Below are 18,057 nucleotides of genomic sequence, written 5' to 3'. Positions count from 1 at the left end.
GAAGTTAAGTTATTTTCAACTCAACTTCTTTTTTGAAACTTTTTAATCAATGAAATTATGAAACGAATACATCCTTCAACGGCAAACGGAAGACCGTAAAGAATCAATGTATCTAACACCCCATCAAAGAAAAATTCTTTCCAAGTAAAGCCACTTCTCTCTGATGGATAATAGAGGGTTACGCTTGAGAATATAAAGAAAAAGGCTATTTGGCAGACAAAATAAAGACTGACCACCAGACTAATTATGGAAAGACAAAGCAACCAAATATTCTTTTGCCTCCGACCAGTAAAAACTTGATAAAGATATCTACTGCAGATTATCAGCAAACGGACAAATAGATAAAACGCTATAGACGAGATTATCATCGCAATAACAAACGCCATCATCATTCTTCTTTCTGTTCAATCCTATTTTACCTTATCGGCAAGAATTTTGCTACAGTGTCAAAAGAAAAGTGAGGAAAATATTTAGACACTCTTCTTTCAAGAAAACTATGTCCAGATCAATCTTAAAGATATTGACTTCGCTCTTCATTTTCAAGAAGAACTTGAAAATTTGTAAAACCTCTATTGTTTACATAATATAAATTACGTCCACAATTATCAAAAAACAGCTCTTAGGGCTGTTTTTGTGATTATTTGCGTTTTTTCTTGGCTTTTTTAATTTTGTTGGCTTGACGCTTCATAGCTTGTTTCATAGCAAATTCGCCAATTTTACCCTTAAATCCACCACCAAACATTGAAGACATATCTGGCATACCAGGCATGCCTTTTCCACCCATCATTCCTTCTAAGGCAGACATATCCATTCCACTCATATCTGGCATGTCAGGCATGTTTTTCGGAAGATTATTTGGATTCAGCCCCATCTGTTTCATCATTTTAGACATATCACCAGACATAACACCCTGCATGAGCGATTTGGCTTGGTTAAAGTCCTTGATGAACTTGTTAACATCTACAAAGCTATTTCCAGAACCTGTAGCGATACGGCGACGACGGCTTGGTGTCAGTAGATCTGGATTTTCACGTTCTTCAGGTGTCATAGAAGAAACAATGGCACGCTTACGAGCAATTTCCTTTTGGTCTACCTTGAGGTTTGCAAGCGCAGGATTTCCAGCCATACCAGGAATCATTTTCAGCAAGTCTTCCATAGGTCCCATGCTTTGGACTTGGTCTAACTGATCAATGAAATCATTGAAATCAAAGGTATTTTCACGCATTTTTTCAGCGAGTTCCAATGATTTCTTCTCATCGTAGTCTTTAGAGGCCTTCTCAATCAGGGTCAATAGATCTCCCATTCCCAAGATACGGCTGGCCATACGATCTGGATGGAAGGTTTCAATATCCGTAATTTTTTCACCAGTACCAGTGAATTTAATTGGTTTGCCAGTAATCTCACGGATAGAAAGAGCTGCACCACCACGAGTATCCCCATCAATTTTGGTCAAAACAACCCCAGTGATATCCAGTTGCGCATTAAACTCACGGGCAACATTGGCTGCTTCTTGACCAATCATAGAGTCAACAACCAAGAGAATTTCGTTAGGTTGCGCTAAGACCTTAACATCACGCAATTCCTGCATGAGTTTTTCGTCAATCTGTAAACGACCCGCCGTATCAATCAAGACATAATCGTGCTTGTTAGCATGGGCAAGTTCTAAACCTTGACGAACAATCTCAACAGCATCTACCTCTGTTCCCAAGTCAAAGACGGGGACATTGATTTGCTGACCGAGTGTTTTTAATTGGTCAATGGCTGCCGGACGATATATATCGGCAGCAATCATCATTGGACGAGCATTTTCTTCAGCAATCAGCTTATTGGCTAATTTTCCAGCAAAGGTCGTTTTACCAGCCCCTTGCAAACCGACCATCATGATAATCGTTGGGATTTTAGGAGATTTTTCAATCTCAGCTGTTTCAGAACCCAAAATTTCTGTCAATTCCTCATTGACAATCTTGATGATTTGTTGAGAAGCGTCAAGCGTATCAATTATTTCGTGACCAACTGCACGTTCACGAACGCGTTTGATAAAGGTTTTAACGACAGGAAGAGCAACGTCGGCTTCCAGTAAGGCCATGCGAATTTCCTTGGTAACCTCCTGTACTTCTTTTTCAGACAACTTGCCTTTACGGCGTAAATTCTTAAAGACGCCTTGCAGACGCTCTGTTAAACTTTCAAAAGCCATATTTTCTCTTTTCCTTCTAATGTTTAGTCTCGATTATCAATGCTTGATAAAATAGCGATTTGTTCCTGCAAAAACACATCATCAGCATATTTTTCAGTCAGTTTATCAAATATTTGACTCCGCACAATGTAGTCTGAGTACATGTGCAATTTCATTTCGTAATCTTCTAAAATTTTCTCAGTTCGCTTGATGTTGTCGTAGACAGCCTGACGACTGACGTGAAATTCTTCAGCGATCTCTGCTAGACTGTAATCATCCGCATAATAGAGCTCAATATAATTCATTTGTTTGTCGGTCAGAAGCGCTGCGTAGAACTCAAACAGAGCATTCATTCGATTGGTTTTTTCAATTTCCATAAAGCTTATTTTACCATATTTTAGTGATTTTTAGTAGGAAAAATTTCTGACGATCAAAAACAGTTGCATAAATAATATTATGTAACAAATGTCAATTATTTTCCAAATAAAACTCAAATCGATCGCCAACATACTGACTACGAACGTATTCAAAAGGCTGACCGTCTGTAAAGTAAGAAACCTGTGTCAAAGCAAGAATAGCATGGCCTTTTGCCACCTCCAAGTAGGCCGCAACATGGTCGCTAGCTGTCTTAGCATAAATGGTTTGCTGACTTTTACCGATTTCATAACCATTATCTGCTAAGGTTTTGAAAAAATGGTTGGTAATGTCTGTCCTATTGAAATTTCGAATCAATTTCTCAGGAATGGAGGCAACCTCAAAAACAAGCGGCACATTATCCGCATAACGGATCCGCTCCATGCGAATAACCAGGTCATTCGGTCCCAATTCTAACCGTTGACGCTCTGTTTCACTGGCTAGTTTCTTTTGATAGGAAATAAGCTTAGTCGATGGTGCCTTGCCTTGAGAATGAACAATCTCTGTAAAAGAAGTTGTTCCTCGCATTTTTTCTTGTACACGGGTACTAGCTACATAGGTGCCCGAGCCGATCTTACGCTGTAGGACTCCTTCTTCCACCAATAAGGTAATGGCTTGGCGGAGGGTCATACGGCTGACACCAAAACGGTCTGCTAAATCACGCTCACTAGGAAGCCGCTCACCAATTTTCCAAACCTGATCGTCAATTTCTTCTTTTATTTTGTCATGAATCGTAATATAAGCTGCTTTCATGGTACTCTCCGTTTTCTTCTTCCCCTATTTTACCAAAATTTTAGGTTTTCGACTATTCCTACTGCAAAATGTTCGCGTTTGTGTTAAAATATAGTGTAATATCTGAAATATTTTCAGAATGAAAGGAAAAAAAATGACAACTCAAGACATTCAAAAGATTATTGTTCTGGATTATGGTAGCCAGTACAACCAATTGATTGCCCGTCGTATCCGTGAGTTTGGTGTATTTTCTGAATTGAAGAGCCATAAGATTACTGCCGAAGAAATTCGTGCTATCAATCCTATCGGTATCGTTCTTTCAGGTGGTCCAAATTCAGTTTATGCCGATAATGCATTCGGTATTGATAAAGAAATTTTTGAACTCGGTATCCCAATCCTTGGTATTTGCTATGGTATGCAACTGATCACTCACACACTTGGTGGTAAGGTTGTTCCTGCTGGTGAAGCTGGTAACCGTGAATACGGTCAATCTACACTTCGTCTTCGTGCAGAATCAGCACTTTTTGCAGGTACTCCTGAAGAACAATTGGTATTGATGAGCCACGGTGATGCTGTAACTGAAATTCCTGAAGGTTTCCACCTTGTTGGTGACTCTGTGGACTGTCCATTTGCAGCTATGGAAAATACTGAGAAAAACTTCTACGGTATCCAATTCCACCCTGAAGTACGTCACTCTATTTACGGAAATGACATGTTGAAAAACTTCGCTATCAATATCTGTGGCGGACGCGGTGACTGGTCAATGGACAACTTCATTGAAATGGAAATTGCTAAAATCCGTGAAACAGTTGGCGATCGTAAAGTCCTTCTTGGTCTTTCAGGTGGTGTTGACTCATCAGTTGTTGGGGTACTCCTTCAGCGTGCTATCGGTGACCAATTGACATGTATCTTCGTTGACCACGGTCTTCTCCGTAAAAACGAAGGTGACCAAGTTATGGATATGCTTGGTGGTCGTTTCGGACTAAATATCATCCGTGTTGATGCAACGCAACGTTTCTTAGACTTACTTGCTGGCGTTGATGACCCTGAGAAAAAACGTAAAATCATTGGTAACGAGTTTGTTTATGTCTTTGATGACGAAGCAAGCAAACTCAAAGGTGTAGATTTCCTTGCACAAGGAACCCTTTACACTGACATTATCGAATCAGGTACTGAAACTGCTCAAACGATTAAATCACACCACAACGTTGGTGGTCTTCCAGAAGACATGCAATTTGAATTGATTGAACCACTTAACACCCTCTTTAAAGATGAAGTTCGTGCACTTGGTACTGCTCTTGGAATGCCTGACGAAGTCGTATGGCGCCAACCATTCCCAGGACCAGGCCTTGCAATCCGTGTTATGGGCGAAATCACTGAAGAGAAACTCGAAACCGTTCGTGAATCAGATGCTATCCTCCGCGAAGAGATTGCTAAAGCAGGTCTCGACCGTGATGTATGGCAATATTTCACAGTAAATACTGGTGTTCGTTCAGTTGGTGTTATGGGGGATGGCCGTACTTACGACTACACTATCGCTATCCGTGCTATTACTTCTATTGATGGAATGACAGCTGACTTTGCTCAACTTCCATGGGATGTCCTCAAGAAAATCTCTACTCGTATCGTAAACGAAGTTGACCATGTTAACCGCATCGTCTACGATATTACAAGTAAACCACCTGCAACTGTTGAGTGGGAATAGAGTTAAGTGGGAGTGATTTTATCCAGTGGATAAAATCAGCCGTTCGATATAAAAAGAAATGAACGGGTGTCAACTTAATATGAGGTAAAAAAAGCCTATGAATTTTTACATTTCATAGGCTTTTTAGCTTGCAACTAGCATTTTTACTTCATAGAATTTAAGGTTGATGTTCTACCGTACCATTTTCAGTCGTAATCAATCCATTTTGATAAACAAGATAAATACTGTTATCATTGCCCTGAATAGTGCTAAATGGATTTAACTCTGTACGATTGTAATTGTCGTCAATAATCGTCCAACTACGGTCTCCTAGCACACTATTTGCATAATCAATCGTAGACTGTCCTTGCGTTAGACTAATTGGTTGCTCTTTTTCAACGACTTCTGTGCTATCTGAAACCTTATAAAATGTACTATTACCGATAGTTGCAGAAGATAGAGCAATTTGAGTGCCAATCAACCGATCGCGACTAGTATCGGTTGTATCTTTTCCTTCATAAAAGTGACTTTGAGGGATGGCAACGCCTTTCGGAACAAAGAGAAGGATGAAGCCGCCACCACCAGATTGATGATAAACACTACCTTGTAAGATTCCTTGGTCTTCTTTTGGACTTCCTGTAACGATTAAACCAGTGGAAAGAATACCTGACTTATCAAAGACTAAACTATCCCCCTCTTCATTTTGCCAGGTACCTGTGATACTACTGTAGTCGCCATTTTTAATCGCTTGAATATCCATACCTGTCTTTTCAGGCTCTGTTGAACTACGATCTGTAGTCGTTTGAGACTTGTTTTCAGCCATCGTAGAGTTAGCCGTAGTATTTTCCTTGCTGATTTGACTGGTCTTTATAGTATTCGTCTCTTTAATTGTAGTGCTTTCCTTATGAGAGCAGGCCATCAGCAAGCTGGCTGTAGCAAGTAGGGTAATGCTAGTATAAATAGACTTTTTCATGTTTTTCTCCTTTGAAATATTCTTGTAAGGATAGTATACAAATTTTCTGCAAAATTGAACATGACATAGATGACATGTAGGGATTAGTTATCCTTGTGAACCATAAAACCAGTCGCTTGTTTTGTTGCCATAACGGTAATATCTGAAATTTGGACATGGGCTGGTTGGTTGGCAATATAGAGGGTAATATCCGCAATATCATCAGCCTGCAAAGCTTCAATCCCTGCATAGACTGAGGCTGCGCGAGCTTTGTCCCCATGGAAACGAACCTGACTAAAATCTGTCTCTACAATCCCAGGCTGCACCGTGGTTACCTTGATATTTTTATCAATAGTATCAATGCGAATACCGTCACTCAATACTTTCACTGCTGCTTTGGTCGCCGCATAAACAGCTGCTCCCGCATAAGCATAAAGCCCTGCTGTTGAGCCAATATTGATGATGTGACCACTATTATTTTCCACCATACTTGGTAAAATTTGGCGTGTCACGGCAATCAGCCCCTTGACATTGGTATCCATCATGGTCATCATATCGAGGGTGTTATAGTCTTGAAATTTTTCCAAGCCCAAGGCCAAACCTGCATTGTTAACCAAGACATCAATCTGTCCCACTTCGCTCAATATCCGAGAGCAAATAACTTCTACTTCTTCTAACTTGGTCACATCCAGCTGGTAAATCCAAACTTGGACACCATACTGAGCTTGCAATTCAGCCTGTATCTCTTCCAATAAATATGAACGACGACCTGTTAAAATCAAGTTTTCTCCACTTTTAGCAAAGGCATAGGCATTGGCCTTTCCAATACCACTTGTCGCACCTGTAATAAGAATATTTCTAGTCATAGAATTCTCCTTTTTCTTTATACCTATTATACCACTTTCAGTCTCAACAAAGGAAAAAAGCTGGTTTCCCAGCCTTTCTTTCTACTAAATTAAAGTTCAGTAATCTTACCTGTGTTAATGTAGCAAACCCACTCACAGATATTTTTAGCGTAATCACCGATACGTTCCAAGTAAGAGATTACTTGGTAGTAATCGCGTCCTGCGATAATCGCATCTGGATTTTTACGGATTTCGGCAGTTGCCAACTCACGAATGCTATCAAAATAATGATTGATGACTTCATCATGGGCAGCAATTTCGTAAGCTTGTTCTTCGTTTCCGCTGTTTAGGTACAAATCTAAAACAGACTCAACAAATTTACGAACTTCTTTACCCATCTTGTTAATTTCTTCTTCAACTTCAGGGATACGAATTTCACCCTTCATGCGGATAGTAGCCTCTGCAATAGCAGCAGCATGGTCTCCCATACGCTCGATATCACTTGTTGCTTTCAAAACCGTGATAACCGTACGCAAATCCGTTGAAACAGGTTGTTGAAGAGCAATAATCTCAAGTGATTTTTGCTCCAATTTCACCTCAAAATCATTGATTTTAGCATCTGCTTCAATCACTTCTTTAGCCAATTCACGATCGTGAGTGATAAAGGCACGAACTGTTTTATTGATCTGCCCTAGGACTTCATTTCCCATTGCATAAAACTGATTGTGCAATTTCGCTAATTCTTCTTCAAATTGTGAACGTAACATTGTGTCCTCTTTCTTCTCTCGGCTGATGTCTAGCCAAATTTACCTGTAATATAATCTTCAGTTTCTTTGTGCGCTGGATTCAAGAACATATCTTTAGTTGTATTGTACTCAACCAAATCTCCATCCAAGAAGAAACCAGTATAGTCTGAAATACGTGATGCCTGCTGCATCGAACGGGTGACCACAACCATGGTATACTTATCTTTCAACCCATACAGTGTGTCTTCGATTTTACCAGCAGAAATCGGGTCAAGGGCAGAAGTTGGTTCATCAAGAAGAATGACTTTTGGACTAGTTGCCAATACGCGGGCCACACAGACACGTTGCTGCTGACCACCTGACAAACCAAGGGCAGAATCATGAAGGCGATCCTTCACCTCATTCCAGATAGATGCTCCAATCAAAGAAGATTCAACAGCTTCATCCAAAACATGCTTGTCCTTAATACCATTGATTCGCAATCCGTAGACCACATTTTCATAGATAGACATTGGGAATGGATTTGGCTGTTGGAATACCATACCAATTTCCTTGCGCAAGTCTACAGTATCCGTCCGAGGGCTATAAATATTTCGCCCATTATAGTTAATGGCTCCTGTCAAGGTTACCTCTGGATTCAAATCTCCCATCCGATTAATCGAACGCAAGAGTGTTGATTTTCCTGAACCAGAAGGTCCAATCAAGGTTGTAATCTTATTAGGATAAAAATCAATCGAAACGCTATTGAGGGCTTTTTTCTGATTGTAATAAACAGATAAATCTTTTACTTGAATAATCGGTTCTGTCATCTTATCCCTTTCTAACCAAAGTGACCTGATACATAGTCACTCGTTGATTGCAACTTCGCATTTTGGAAAATATTGGCTGTCTTGTCATACTCAATCAAATCTCCCAAATAGAAGAAGGCTGTATAGTCACTTGCGCGAGCTGCCTGCTGCATGTTATGGGTCACGATAATGATAGTGTAGTCTTTTTTGAGCTCAAACATAGTCTCTTCTAACTGCATTGTCGCAATTGGGTCCAAAGCTGAAGCAGGCTCATCCATTAGAAGGATATCTGGTTTTACAGAAATGGCACGAGCAATGCAAAGACGTTGTTGTTGTCCACCTGATAAGGTCAAGGCTGATTTATGCAAGTCATCCTTAACTTGGTCCCAAAGAGCTGCTTGTTTGAGTGAGGTTTCAACAATCTCATCCAAGACTTTCTTATCTTTCACACCCATACGTTCATGCGCAAAGGTAATGTTTTTATAGATCGATTTTGCAAATGGATTGGGACGTTGGAAAACCATCCCGATATGCTTACGAATCTCGTAAACATTCATATCTGGACGATTGACGTCAATACCATGGTAGAGAATTTCTCCAGTTACCTTAGCAATATCAATGGTATCATTCATACGGTTCAAACTACGAAGATAGGTAGATTTTCCGCATCCTGAAGGTCCAATCAAGGCAGTAATTTTATTTTTTTCAAACTGCATATCAATTCCCTTATTGGCCTCTTTACCACCATAATAGACATGCAAGTCTTTGGTCTCAAGGGCAATTTTTTCCTGAGGGAAAGTAATGATATGGCGTTCATTCCAGTTATATTCTGTCATTTCTTCTCCTTTTAAGAAGCGGATGTCAATTTTGCGTGAAGAACTTTACCAAGACGACGAGCAGCTAAGTTGAAAATCAAAATGAAAATCAAGAGTACTGCTGCACTTCCTGCTGAAACTTGTGTCGCATCAGGAATCGTTCCTTCACTATTTACCTTCCAAATATGTACTGCCAAGGTTTCTGACTGACGGAAGATAGAAATCGGACTAGTCACGGAAAGTGGATTCCAGTTAGACCAGTCAAGAGCTGGTGCTGATTGACCAGCTGTATAGATAAGAGCGGCTGCTTCACCAAAGATACGGCCAGATGCCAATACGATACCTGTAACAATCCCTGGAAGCGCCTCTGGAATAACCACGTGAAGCACTGCTTCCCATCGTGACAAACCAAGTGCCAAACCAGCCTCACGTTGTGTGTGGTGAACGGTACGCAAGCTGTCCTCCACTGTACGTGTCATTTGTGGCAAGTTGAAAACGGTCAGCGCCAAAGCACCTGAAAGAATAGAAAATCCGTACTCAAACTGCACTACAAAAATCAAGTAACCAAAGAGACCAACAACGACTGAAGGCAGTGAAGATAAGATCTCAATACAGGTACGAATAAAGTTTGTCACAGGTCCTTTTTTAGCATATTCCGCCAAATAAATCCCAGCACCTGTTGACAATGGTACCGAAATCAAGAGGGTCACTACCAAAAGGAAGAAGGAATTGTATAACTGAATCCCGATACCACCACCTGCTTGGTAGGAAGATGATTTCCCAGTCAAGAAGTGCCAGTTAATGTGAGGGACACCTCGGAATAAAATATAAAGAATCAGAGAGGTCAAAATCAAGACGATAACGGAGGCAATGGCATAAAGAATACCCGTTGCCAACTTATCCATTTGTTTAGCGTGCATAGTTTTTCTTACCCTCTCTTGTAATCAATTTCATAATCATATTGAAGACCAAACTCATGAGGAGTAATACCAAGGCCAATGACCAAAGAACATTATTTTGAACAGTTCCCATAACGGTATTACCAATTCCCATTGTCAAGACAGAAGTCAAAGTCGCTGCAGGCGTTGTAAGTGAGGTTGGTACTACTGCTGAGTTACCAACGACCATTTGAATGGCCAAGGCTTCACCAAAAGCACGAGCCATTCCAAAGATAACTGCCGTAAAAATACCTGGTTTAGCTGCATTCAAGACAACACGCCAGATAGTTTGCCAGCGAGTAGCTCCCATAGCCAAACTTGCTTCACGATAATGACGCGGTACTGCTTTTAGACTGTCAACTGTCATAAAGGTTACAGTTGGCAAAATCATAACAAAAAGAACAAATACCCCTGATAAGATACCAAAACCAGTACCACCAAAAATAGTACGAACAAATGGTACGACAACTTGCAAACCGATAAATCCATACACAACGGATGGAATACCAACCAAGAGTTCAATAACAGGTTGCAAAATCTTAGCACCACGTTTTGGTGAAATTTCTGTCATAAAGACCGCAGCACCGATAGCGATTGGTGTCGCCACCACTGCCGACAAAATGGTCACAATAAATGAACCAGAAATCATCGGAAGAGCACCAAAGGTTTTAGCACTTGGTTCCCATTTTGATCCAAATAAGAAATCAACGATATTCACACCGTCTACAAAGAAAGTAGACAAACCACGCTGGGCAACGAAAATCAAAATCATAAACACGATAAAGACAATCAAAGCCAAACACAAGAAAGTAAGGACTTTCCCGAAGCGCTCCAAGCGAGAATTTTTCGATGGAGAAGCCAATTTTTTCGCGAGTTCTTCGTTTTTCATTTTTACTCCTCTATCTTGCTAACATTTCCATTAGCATCCTTTGTGACTTTCATGTCATGGATTGAGATATAACCCATGCTAGCTACAATACCACCTTGGACTTCTTCTGACATCATGTAGTCAATGAACTCTTTAGTCAAAGCGTCTTCGGTACCACTTGTATACATATGTTCATAAGACCAGATTGGCCAAGCATTTGTCGTAACATTTTCTGCAGTTGGCTTATGGCCATTTAACTTAATAGTCTTAACAGAATCATCTAGATAAGCAAATGCAAGATAGGAAATAGCACCAGGTGTTTGAGCTACGATTGACTTAACCATACCATTCGAATCTTGTTCCTGACTTTGAACGGCAGATTGTCCATCCATTACCACTGCATCAAAGGTTGCACGAGAACCTGAACTTGAAGCACGGTTGATAATAGAAATGTCCAAATCTTTTCCGCCCAATTCTTTCCAGTTTCTAATCTCACCTGTGAAAATCTTACGTAGCTCTTCCGTACTGATATCTTTTACATCAACTTTCTTGTTGACAATAACCGCCAAACCAGCGACTGCTACTTGGTAATCTTTTAACTTGCTAGCATCAATACCATCTTTTTCTTCCGCAAACAAGTCACTGTTTCCAATCTCTACAGCACCAGATTGAACTTGGGATAAGCCAGTACCAGAACCTCCACCTTGGACGTTGATAGACTTTCCGATATTGGTAGAACCAAATTCATCCGCAGCCGCTTCGACCAAGGGTTGAAGAGCTGTTGAACCAACTGCAGTGATAGACTCACCGCGATCAATCCAACTAGAACAAGCAGTTAAGGCAACACTAGCACTCAAGAGAAGTGCAGCGACACCAAGCTTATGCTTTTTTTTCATCTTTTGTATCCTTTTTTTGTTTTATGACCGTTCTTGAAAATCAGACTATTTCCAAAAAATTTACAAGCTACGGTACAATTCTACTATAACACATAAAATGAGGCTATGCAAAGAATTTTTTCTTAAAACAAGCCCCTTTTAAAACTGAAAGCGCAGGCCCTTTGGAAAGGCATTTTTCAGGGTTCCAGAGACTACTTTGGCAAAGCCTAAACCATTTCCTTTTATGGCAACTTGATACCAACCATTTGGTAAATCCTTTGAAACATTGACTACATTCCCTGCTACATACTGAGCAAAATCTTCCTCTGATAGTTCAACACGCTGATAAATTTCATGACTCTGCAAAGCTAATCCCAAGGCAAAACTCGGTTCAAAGCGCTTTTTCTTGAAGGTTCCCAGATGCAGTCCATTTCTGGCAATTTTGATGTTTGCCAAATCTGGTAAGCCTTTAGGCAGGAGATAAAGCTGGTCTCCAAAAACTTGCAAAACTCCATCCAGACTACTTGTCAGATGTTTCTTCGCAAATCCCTGCCATAACTGACTTTGTTCGCGACTAAGATTAGTCTTAGTTGGCTTCATTTTACCTCTTTTATCACCTGAGCCCGACAACAATCGAAGACGGGCGACAAACTGTCCTTCTCCTTTGAAATGATGCGGGTACATGCGTAAGGTACCTGGAATCAAGCCCGAAACGGTTCCGTTTACATTTTCAAGCACTTCTAACTCCATATGGTAATTATCTAATAACCACTGGACTACTTCTTCATTTTCCTCTGGTGACCAAGTGCAGGTTGAGTAAATGAGACTACCACCCTCAGCTAGCATTGTCACAGCAGATTCTAATATTTCACGTTGTAAGGCTGCACACTGTGACGGATACGCTTCGTCCCAATACTGCATAGCTGCGGGGTCCTTACGGAACATGCCTTCCCCTGAACAAGGAGCATCTAGTACAATCATGTCAAAATAGGCAGGAAAAACATTTGCCAGACGTTCAGCTGATTCATTCGTAACAACCACGTTTCGCGAACCAAAACGCTCAATATTTTCCACCAAAATCTTAGACCGTTTGGCAGAAATTTCATTGCTAACAAGTAAGCCAGTATTGTCCAAATAGGACAGCAAATGGGTTGACTTACCACCTGGTGCTGCAGCCAAATCAAGAACTTTCATTCCTTTTTGAGGATGGGAAACCTGACCGACAATCTGTGCCGCAGGCTCTTGTGAATAGACAAGTCCCGTCACATGCTCAGGGGATTTCCCAGACACTTTCCCGTAATAAGACCATTCCATGTTGGAAATCTTATTGTCGAAAGAAAGCTGAGTTTCTTTCAAGGGATTTGTCCGAAAGCCTGAGACCGCTTCTTGGTCAAAACTAGCAAAGAAAGCTCCTGCTTCTTGACCGAGTATTTTCTCGTATTTTTCAATAAACTTATCCGGTAATTGCATTACTTCAGATACCTTTTCATTTCATTAACTTTTGACTGCGGGATTAAAATCACATGCTCACGACCAGTATAGGTTGGTTTCTGCCCATTCACATTCAGCAAACGATAACCAAGTTTTTCACCTAAAATGCCCGCCGCTGCATAATCCCACGGGTAAACATAAGAAGTATGCACCAGCAACCGCTGGTTGAGAACATGAGCAAAACTTAGACCAGCACTCCCAATTGACCGTGTTCCCAAAAACTGACGGGAAAAATCTGCTAAGCCTGCGTAATTTTGTTCAAATAAACCTGCATTGATACCAATTAGCCCTTGTGAAAATTCCTTTTCCACACACTCTGGTAACATCTCTTCATTAGCTTTGACAGGAAAATCTCTACCACCATGGTAAAGAACATCGTTCATCACATCATAGATAAGCCCAAATTGCCCCACTCCATCTTCAAAATAAGCCAAAAGAATGGCAAAATCTGTTTTTTGAACGATAAAATTAACTGTTCCATCAATAGGATCCAGTACCCAAACATTCCCTTGATCAATCGGAGCACGATTTTCATCTTCTTCTCCGAAAATCAAGTCCTCTGCAAATGAAGATAAAATCTTCTCTGTCATTTGCGCCTGCACTTCTTTGTCCAAATGCGTCACTAAATCAGAAAAGTTCGACTTCATCTCCACCCTTAATTCATCATGGATATGCTGTCGTAAAAATTCACCTGCATCTTTAACCAACTCTTGAGCGAACTGATATTTATCTACAACTGTTGCCAAGACGAATCATTCCTTTCTGCTTTTCGCGTGCCGCCTGAACTGCTCGATAAGTAGAGTAACCAGAAACTTCTTCAAATTCTCGGTCAATTTGCTTCTCTTGCCCTTTACTTCTTACAACTTCCTTAAAAGACTTGTAGCGGTCCAGCAATATACTTGCTTCCACACCACTTTCATATGCTTTTTCCACTTGATTCAAAAAAGAAAGCACGGAGGAAAGCTCCTCTGTGCTCCAAGAAAAATCAAGCGGATATGAATAATTCTTGTCCATATCTTATCCTATTTCTGCTCGTAATGTTGCGTTTTTCAGTTCTTGCTTACGGTAATCCCGTGGCAAAAATGCGCGAATCTCATCCTCATTGAAGCCAATCTGCATTCGTTTTTCATCCAAAATAATAGGTCGACGAAGTAAGCTTGGATAGGTTTCAATTAGATTTATCAACTGTGAAATAGATAGTTCATCCACATCTACATTTAACTTTTGAAAAATCTTTGAGCGAGTTGAAATCAAGTCATCGGTGCCATTCTCTGTCAAAGCCAGAATATTACGCAACTCCTCCGCTGTCAGCGGACTTGTCATGATATTATGCTCAGTAAAAGGGACTTGATGCCCGGTCAACCAAGCGCGTGCTTTACGGCAACTTGTACAACTCGGTGATAAGAATAGTGTAATCATATGCATCCCTTCTACTTTATTTCTTCTCATTTATAATTATACAATAGTTCAACAGTGATTACAAGCTTTTTCTGGGCACCCATGTGAGAGAAATTTGTTCATCTTTTTCCATTTGTTCCATCAATTCTTCGATGCCAGAAAATTTAACCATATCCCGAATCTTGTCTAACCAATAAATCGTAATCTTTTCTCCGTAGATATCTTTTTGAAAGTCAAATATATGCGCTTCTAGTCGTAACTCTGTCCCATCAAAGGTCACATTTTTTCCAACGCTTGCCATCGCTCGGTAGATTTGACCTTCAATTTCTACATCAGCTACATACACACCGTCACCTGGCAAATGTACGCGATCAAAAGGAGCTAGATTTGCTGTAGGATAGCCAATCGTCCGTCCACGCGCATCTCCATGGACAACAATTCCTTCCGTCGAAAAATGATAACCTAAAAGTAGATTAGCGGTTGCTACATCCCCATCCAGTACTGCTTGACGAATACGGGTTGAGGAAACTTTCTCCCCTTCAAATTGCACTTCGTCAACAACTTCGACTTGCCCATCAAATAAACGCGCCATATCATCAACTGTAGCTCTGCTATTTCCAAAATGATAATCAAATCCCGTCACAACAACTTGCGCATTAAGAGCTGTAACATACTTCTCTACAAAATCTTGAGCTGTATTTTTAGAAAACTCACTGGTAAACTCTTTGAGAATCAGGCGATCAACACCAGCTTGCTCTAACAACTGATACCGTTTTGCACTGCTCGTCAAATGCATGAGTAAATCTGGTGAAAAACGAAGAAAGGCTAGTTTAGGGGACTCAGGAAAGGTCAAGACAGTTACCGACAATCCTTTTTGATCTGCTATCGTACGAGCACGTGAAAAGAGGGCCTGATGCCCACGGTGAATACCGTCAAAGTAACCTAACACTAGGACCGTTGGCTCCAACCCTCTTAAATTTTCTTCATTTTTTATTGTAATAATTTCCATAATTTATTATTTTATCATAAATGAGCTTAAAAAACTTAGAACCTGTATTCACTAGTTAAAAATTTTGATTTAGATGATCATTTTACGATAATCAAGGCAGTTTTTTGAAAGAATACTAACTGTATTTTGAAAAAACTAACGATGAGCAACAGAAAATTATCTCTAAATAACTGTATTGAATTGTGAATACCATTTCTTATATAAAAACCTTGTTTGGTTTATACAGTTCATCTCTTTTTTCTAGGACTGCTACCAATTTTTCTTGATAAAAAGCCGCAAGTCTCTCTTCTTTTCGCTCCAAGGGAAAGAATCTTCCAAAACTAACTTCCGTCAGTTCTGCTTCAGAAAGTTCGACAATCGGCAAATCACCAATACCATTTTCAATCGGCTGCAAGAATGACCAATCGTCTTGCTCCACCAAGCGAGTAATATCTGCCAGTGTCAAAGCAGTATCAATTGACATACCTGCTGAACCGGTACGCACCAATCGTGACATGTGACTTTCTAATCCCAACTTTCGTCCTAAATCTACAGATAAAGTACGCACATAGGTTCCCTTACCACATTTTACTCGAAAATCAAATCGAGCACAGCCATTTTCATAAGTAACTGGACCTGTTCTCTCAAATGAATAGATCGAAATTTCTCTCTGGGGACGTTCTACCGTCTCTCCAGCCCGAGCATACTCGTATAGTTTTCGCCCGTTAACCTTAACAGCTGAATACATGGGAGGTATCTGAGTGATTTTCCCCACAAAAGTCTGCACAGCACTATCAATCTCTTCTTCAGACAAGTCTTCGGTTACTGGCGTTGTGGCAACTACCTCTCCACTAGCATCCTCAGTAGTCGTCGAAAATCCCAGTGTAATCTCTCCCTCGTATACCTTGCCTTCTTCTTGCATATACTCAATCAAGCGCGTAGCCTTACCCAGCGCAATGGGCAAGACACCTGTCACATCTGGATCCAGCGTGCCACCATGACCAATTTTCTTTTCCTGCAAAATTTTTCTTAGTTTAAATACTGCATCGTGGCTCGTCATACCAGCCTCTTTTTTTAAATTAACTATTCCTGAAATCATAAAGGTATTATATCATAGAAATCACATCAAAACAAAACCCTCAGCACCAGTCTGAGAGTTCACTTTTATTTTTCACGTTTCCCCGTAACAAACATGGTAAAGATAGCTGTCGTGACCATTTCACCTGTTTCATTTTGGATATGGACATCAATAACCTTCGTAGTACGTCCATTGTGCACACAAGTACCGATTACTTTCAATTTATCTCCTAGTCGACCAGCTCGCAAGTAGTTGATATTAGATTGGAGAGTGACAGCCTCAAAGCCAGTAGAAATTGCTACCAGACCACTCACCTGATCACAAAGGGTAAAAAGATAGCCACCATGTGCATTTCCATAATAATTGAGAGAAGAGTCAACCACCTGTGTTTCAAGGGTTACTTCTCCCTCTTCCCACCTGACGATCTCATAGTTTTCAAAAACCTTGACTTCATCTAAATTAAAATCCATTTGTCTACCTCACTTTTCAAAAACTATTATAGCAAAAAATTGGAAAAAGAGGTGAAGAGGATATTTGTTGGAAAGATAGGAAATTAGCCAATGATACCTATCGACAGGGCGCGTTATTTATTAAGCAATATCACGTCATCACATTTTACATATTTTTCTGACTGTATTAGCTGAACGAATAGTTAATTTATGAGCAATATCTGAATTGTTCGTTCTCGACCACCAATTTGTTTTTTGATATTTTTCATGATCAAAAAACCAAAAAATCATATTTTTAAAGTTCTCAATATTTTCCAATTCAAAATTAGGCATCCCCAATTCCTTATAGACAGTCGAAAGGGTAAACGGGGGAATCATAAATATTAAATTATTATAAATGTCTTTATTAGACTTTCCCCACCAATTTGGTGCAGCAATCAAAGCTTCATTCAAATTTTTGATTGAAACAACACATACAGGAATATCTAATCCAGAATTCTTTTTTAGCACATCTTCTATTTTCTTAGTTAAGACATCAACATCCTCTTCAATACTTGAAAAAACTACATTTCCAGTATTAAAATATGTTCTTACATCATTAAAATCTAATCTTTCAAGCCACTTGCGACATATCTTTCCATATTTTATTCCTTTTAAATTATCTAACACTACTACATCTTATAGCTTACTCTATTATACCATTATATAATTTTAAGTTTTTGAATACAGATGACAATTTTATAACTTTACTATTCAAAAACACTCCGATAAAAAAATAAACCAAAATATTCGTTGTAATATATTTTAACAACTTCATAAATAA

At 39.9% G+C, this 18,057-nt stretch carries 20 protein-coding genes; 1 reads left to right on the top strand and 19 read right to left on the bottom strand.

Annotated elements, in window-relative coordinates:
* Nucleotides 1-637 precede the first annotated feature (637 nt).
* The 3 genes from ffh to ACHUFA_RS10545 form a co-directional block, all read right to left on the bottom strand.
* The gene (gene ffh, locus ACHUFA_RS10555; protein WP_394405993.1) at nucleotides 638-2,194 is read right to left on the bottom strand and encodes a signal recognition particle protein; all 1,557 of its coding nucleotides are present in this window, start codon (nucleotides 2,192-2,194) and stop codon (nucleotides 638-640) included.
* Nucleotides 2,195-2,217: 23 nt separating this feature from the next.
* Nucleotides 2,218-2,550, bottom strand: a complete 333-nt coding sequence (locus ACHUFA_RS10550) for a putative DNA-binding protein (RefSeq protein ID WP_222348493.1) — start codon at nucleotides 2,548-2,550, stop codon at nucleotides 2,218-2,220.
* Between the two features lie 91 nt (nucleotides 2,551-2,641).
* On the bottom strand, nucleotides 2,642-3,340 hold the full coding sequence (locus ACHUFA_RS10545) for a GntR family transcriptional regulator (RefSeq protein ID WP_222348497.1): 699 nt from the start codon (nucleotides 3,338-3,340) through the stop codon (nucleotides 2,642-2,644).
* A gap of 133 nt (nucleotides 3,341-3,473) precedes the next feature.
* Here ACHUFA_RS10545 and guaA point away from each other — a divergent pair, with 133 nt between their 5' ends.
* A complete protein-coding gene (gene guaA / locus ACHUFA_RS10540) occupies nucleotides 3,474-5,024 on the top strand; it encodes a glutamine-hydrolyzing GMP synthase (RefSeq protein ID WP_222348498.1) in 1,551 nt (516 codons plus the stop codon).
* A gap of 157 nt (nucleotides 5,025-5,181) precedes the next feature.
* Here guaA and ACHUFA_RS10535 read toward each other — a convergent pair whose 3' ends face one another.
* The 16 genes from ACHUFA_RS10535 to ACHUFA_RS10460 form a co-directional block, all read right to left on the bottom strand.
* The gene (locus ACHUFA_RS10535; RefSeq protein ID WP_222348508.1) at nucleotides 5,182-5,976 is read right to left on the bottom strand and encodes a DUF6287 domain-containing protein; all 795 of its coding nucleotides are present in this window, start codon (nucleotides 5,974-5,976) and stop codon (nucleotides 5,182-5,184) included.
* 83 nt (nucleotides 5,977-6,059) lie between these two features.
* Entirely contained in the window at nucleotides 6,060-6,821 is a 762-nt protein-coding gene (locus ACHUFA_RS10530; RefSeq protein ID WP_394405990.1) for an SDR family NAD(P)-dependent oxidoreductase, read from the bottom strand.
* Nucleotides 6,822-6,910: 89 nt separating this feature from the next.
* The gene (gene phoU / locus ACHUFA_RS10525; protein WP_394405987.1) at nucleotides 6,911-7,567 is read right to left on the bottom strand and encodes a phosphate signaling complex protein PhoU; all 657 of its coding nucleotides are present in this window, start codon (nucleotides 7,565-7,567) and stop codon (nucleotides 6,911-6,913) included.
* 29 nt (nucleotides 7,568-7,596) lie between these two features.
* Nucleotides 7,597-8,355 (bottom strand): phosphate ABC transporter ATP-binding protein PstB, encoded by a 759-nt coding sequence (gene pstB / locus ACHUFA_RS10520; RefSeq protein ID WP_222348514.1) that lies wholly within the window; start codon nucleotides 8,353-8,355, stop codon nucleotides 7,597-7,599.
* Nucleotides 8,356-8,366: 11 nt separating this feature from the next.
* Nucleotides 8,367-9,170 (bottom strand): phosphate ABC transporter ATP-binding protein PstB, encoded by an 804-nt coding sequence (gene pstB, locus ACHUFA_RS10515; protein ID WP_222348523.1) that lies wholly within the window; start codon nucleotides 9,168-9,170, stop codon nucleotides 8,367-8,369.
* Between the two features lie 11 nt (nucleotides 9,171-9,181).
* Nucleotides 9,182-10,069: a phosphate ABC transporter permease PstA gene (gene pstA, locus ACHUFA_RS10510; RefSeq protein ID WP_222348532.1), complete on the bottom strand. Its 888-nt coding sequence runs from the start codon at nucleotides 10,067-10,069 to the stop codon at nucleotides 9,182-9,184.
* Nucleotides 10,059-10,976, bottom strand: coding sequence for a phosphate ABC transporter permease subunit PstC (gene pstC / locus ACHUFA_RS10505; RefSeq protein ID WP_222348533.1), 918 nt, complete (start codon nucleotides 10,974-10,976; stop codon nucleotides 10,059-10,061). The genes pstA and pstC overlap by 11 nt, the downstream gene beginning before the upstream one ends.
* Nucleotides 10,977-10,978: 2 nt before the next feature.
* On the bottom strand, nucleotides 10,979-11,851 hold the full coding sequence (locus tag ACHUFA_RS10500; protein ID WP_394405984.1) for a phosphate ABC transporter substrate-binding protein PstS family protein: 873 nt from the start codon (nucleotides 11,849-11,851) through the stop codon (nucleotides 10,979-10,981).
* A 138-nt stretch (nucleotides 11,852-11,989) separates the two neighbouring features.
* Nucleotides 11,990-13,300: an RsmF rRNA methyltransferase first C-terminal domain-containing protein gene (locus ACHUFA_RS10495; protein ID WP_222348540.1), complete on the bottom strand. Its 1,311-nt coding sequence runs from the start codon at nucleotides 13,298-13,300 to the stop codon at nucleotides 11,990-11,992.
* Nucleotides 13,300-14,067: an inositol monophosphatase family protein gene (locus tag ACHUFA_RS10490; RefSeq protein WP_222348542.1), complete on the bottom strand. Its 768-nt coding sequence runs from the start codon at nucleotides 14,065-14,067 to the stop codon at nucleotides 13,300-13,302. The genes ACHUFA_RS10495 and ACHUFA_RS10490 overlap by 1 nt, the downstream gene beginning before the upstream one ends.
* Nucleotides 14,048-14,335, bottom strand: coding sequence for a UPF0223 family protein (locus ACHUFA_RS10485; RefSeq protein WP_222348544.1), 288 nt, complete (start codon nucleotides 14,333-14,335; stop codon nucleotides 14,048-14,050). Before ACHUFA_RS10485 ends, ACHUFA_RS10490 begins: the two co-directional genes overlap by 20 nt.
* Nucleotides 14,336-14,338: 3 nt before the next feature.
* On the bottom strand, nucleotides 14,339-14,740 hold the full coding sequence (locus ACHUFA_RS10480) for a Spx/MgsR family RNA polymerase-binding regulatory protein (RefSeq protein ID WP_222348546.1): 402 nt from the start codon (nucleotides 14,738-14,740) through the stop codon (nucleotides 14,339-14,341).
* Between the two features lie 58 nt (nucleotides 14,741-14,798).
* Nucleotides 14,799-15,728, bottom strand: a complete 930-nt coding sequence (locus ACHUFA_RS10475) for a bifunctional riboflavin kinase/FAD synthetase (protein ID WP_222348548.1) — start codon at nucleotides 15,726-15,728, stop codon at nucleotides 14,799-14,801.
* Between the two features lie 196 nt (nucleotides 15,729-15,924).
* Nucleotides 15,925-16,806 (bottom strand): tRNA pseudouridine(55) synthase TruB, encoded by an 882-nt coding sequence (gene truB / locus ACHUFA_RS10470; RefSeq protein ID WP_318530366.1) that lies wholly within the window; start codon nucleotides 16,804-16,806, stop codon nucleotides 15,925-15,927.
* Nucleotides 16,807-16,871: 65 nt separating this feature from the next.
* Nucleotides 16,872-17,255, bottom strand: a complete 384-nt coding sequence (locus ACHUFA_RS10465) for a PaaI family thioesterase (RefSeq protein ID WP_222348550.1) — start codon at nucleotides 17,253-17,255, stop codon at nucleotides 16,872-16,874.
* Nucleotides 17,256-17,393: 138 nt separating this feature from the next.
* Complete coding sequence (locus ACHUFA_RS10460) at nucleotides 17,394-17,903, bottom strand: DUF1697 domain-containing protein (protein WP_394405980.1); 510 nt, start codon at nucleotides 17,901-17,903, stop codon at nucleotides 17,394-17,396.
* Between the last annotated feature and the right edge of the window lie 154 nt (nucleotides 17,904-18,057).

Source organism: Streptococcus hepaticus, from assembly GCF_043656315.1.
Lineage (GTDB): Bacteria > Bacillota > Bacilli > Lactobacillales > Streptococcaceae > Streptococcus > Streptococcus hepaticus.
The sequence above is the reverse complement of the archived record's forward strand: the minus strand, read 5'-3'. Positions and strand labels throughout refer to the sequence as shown.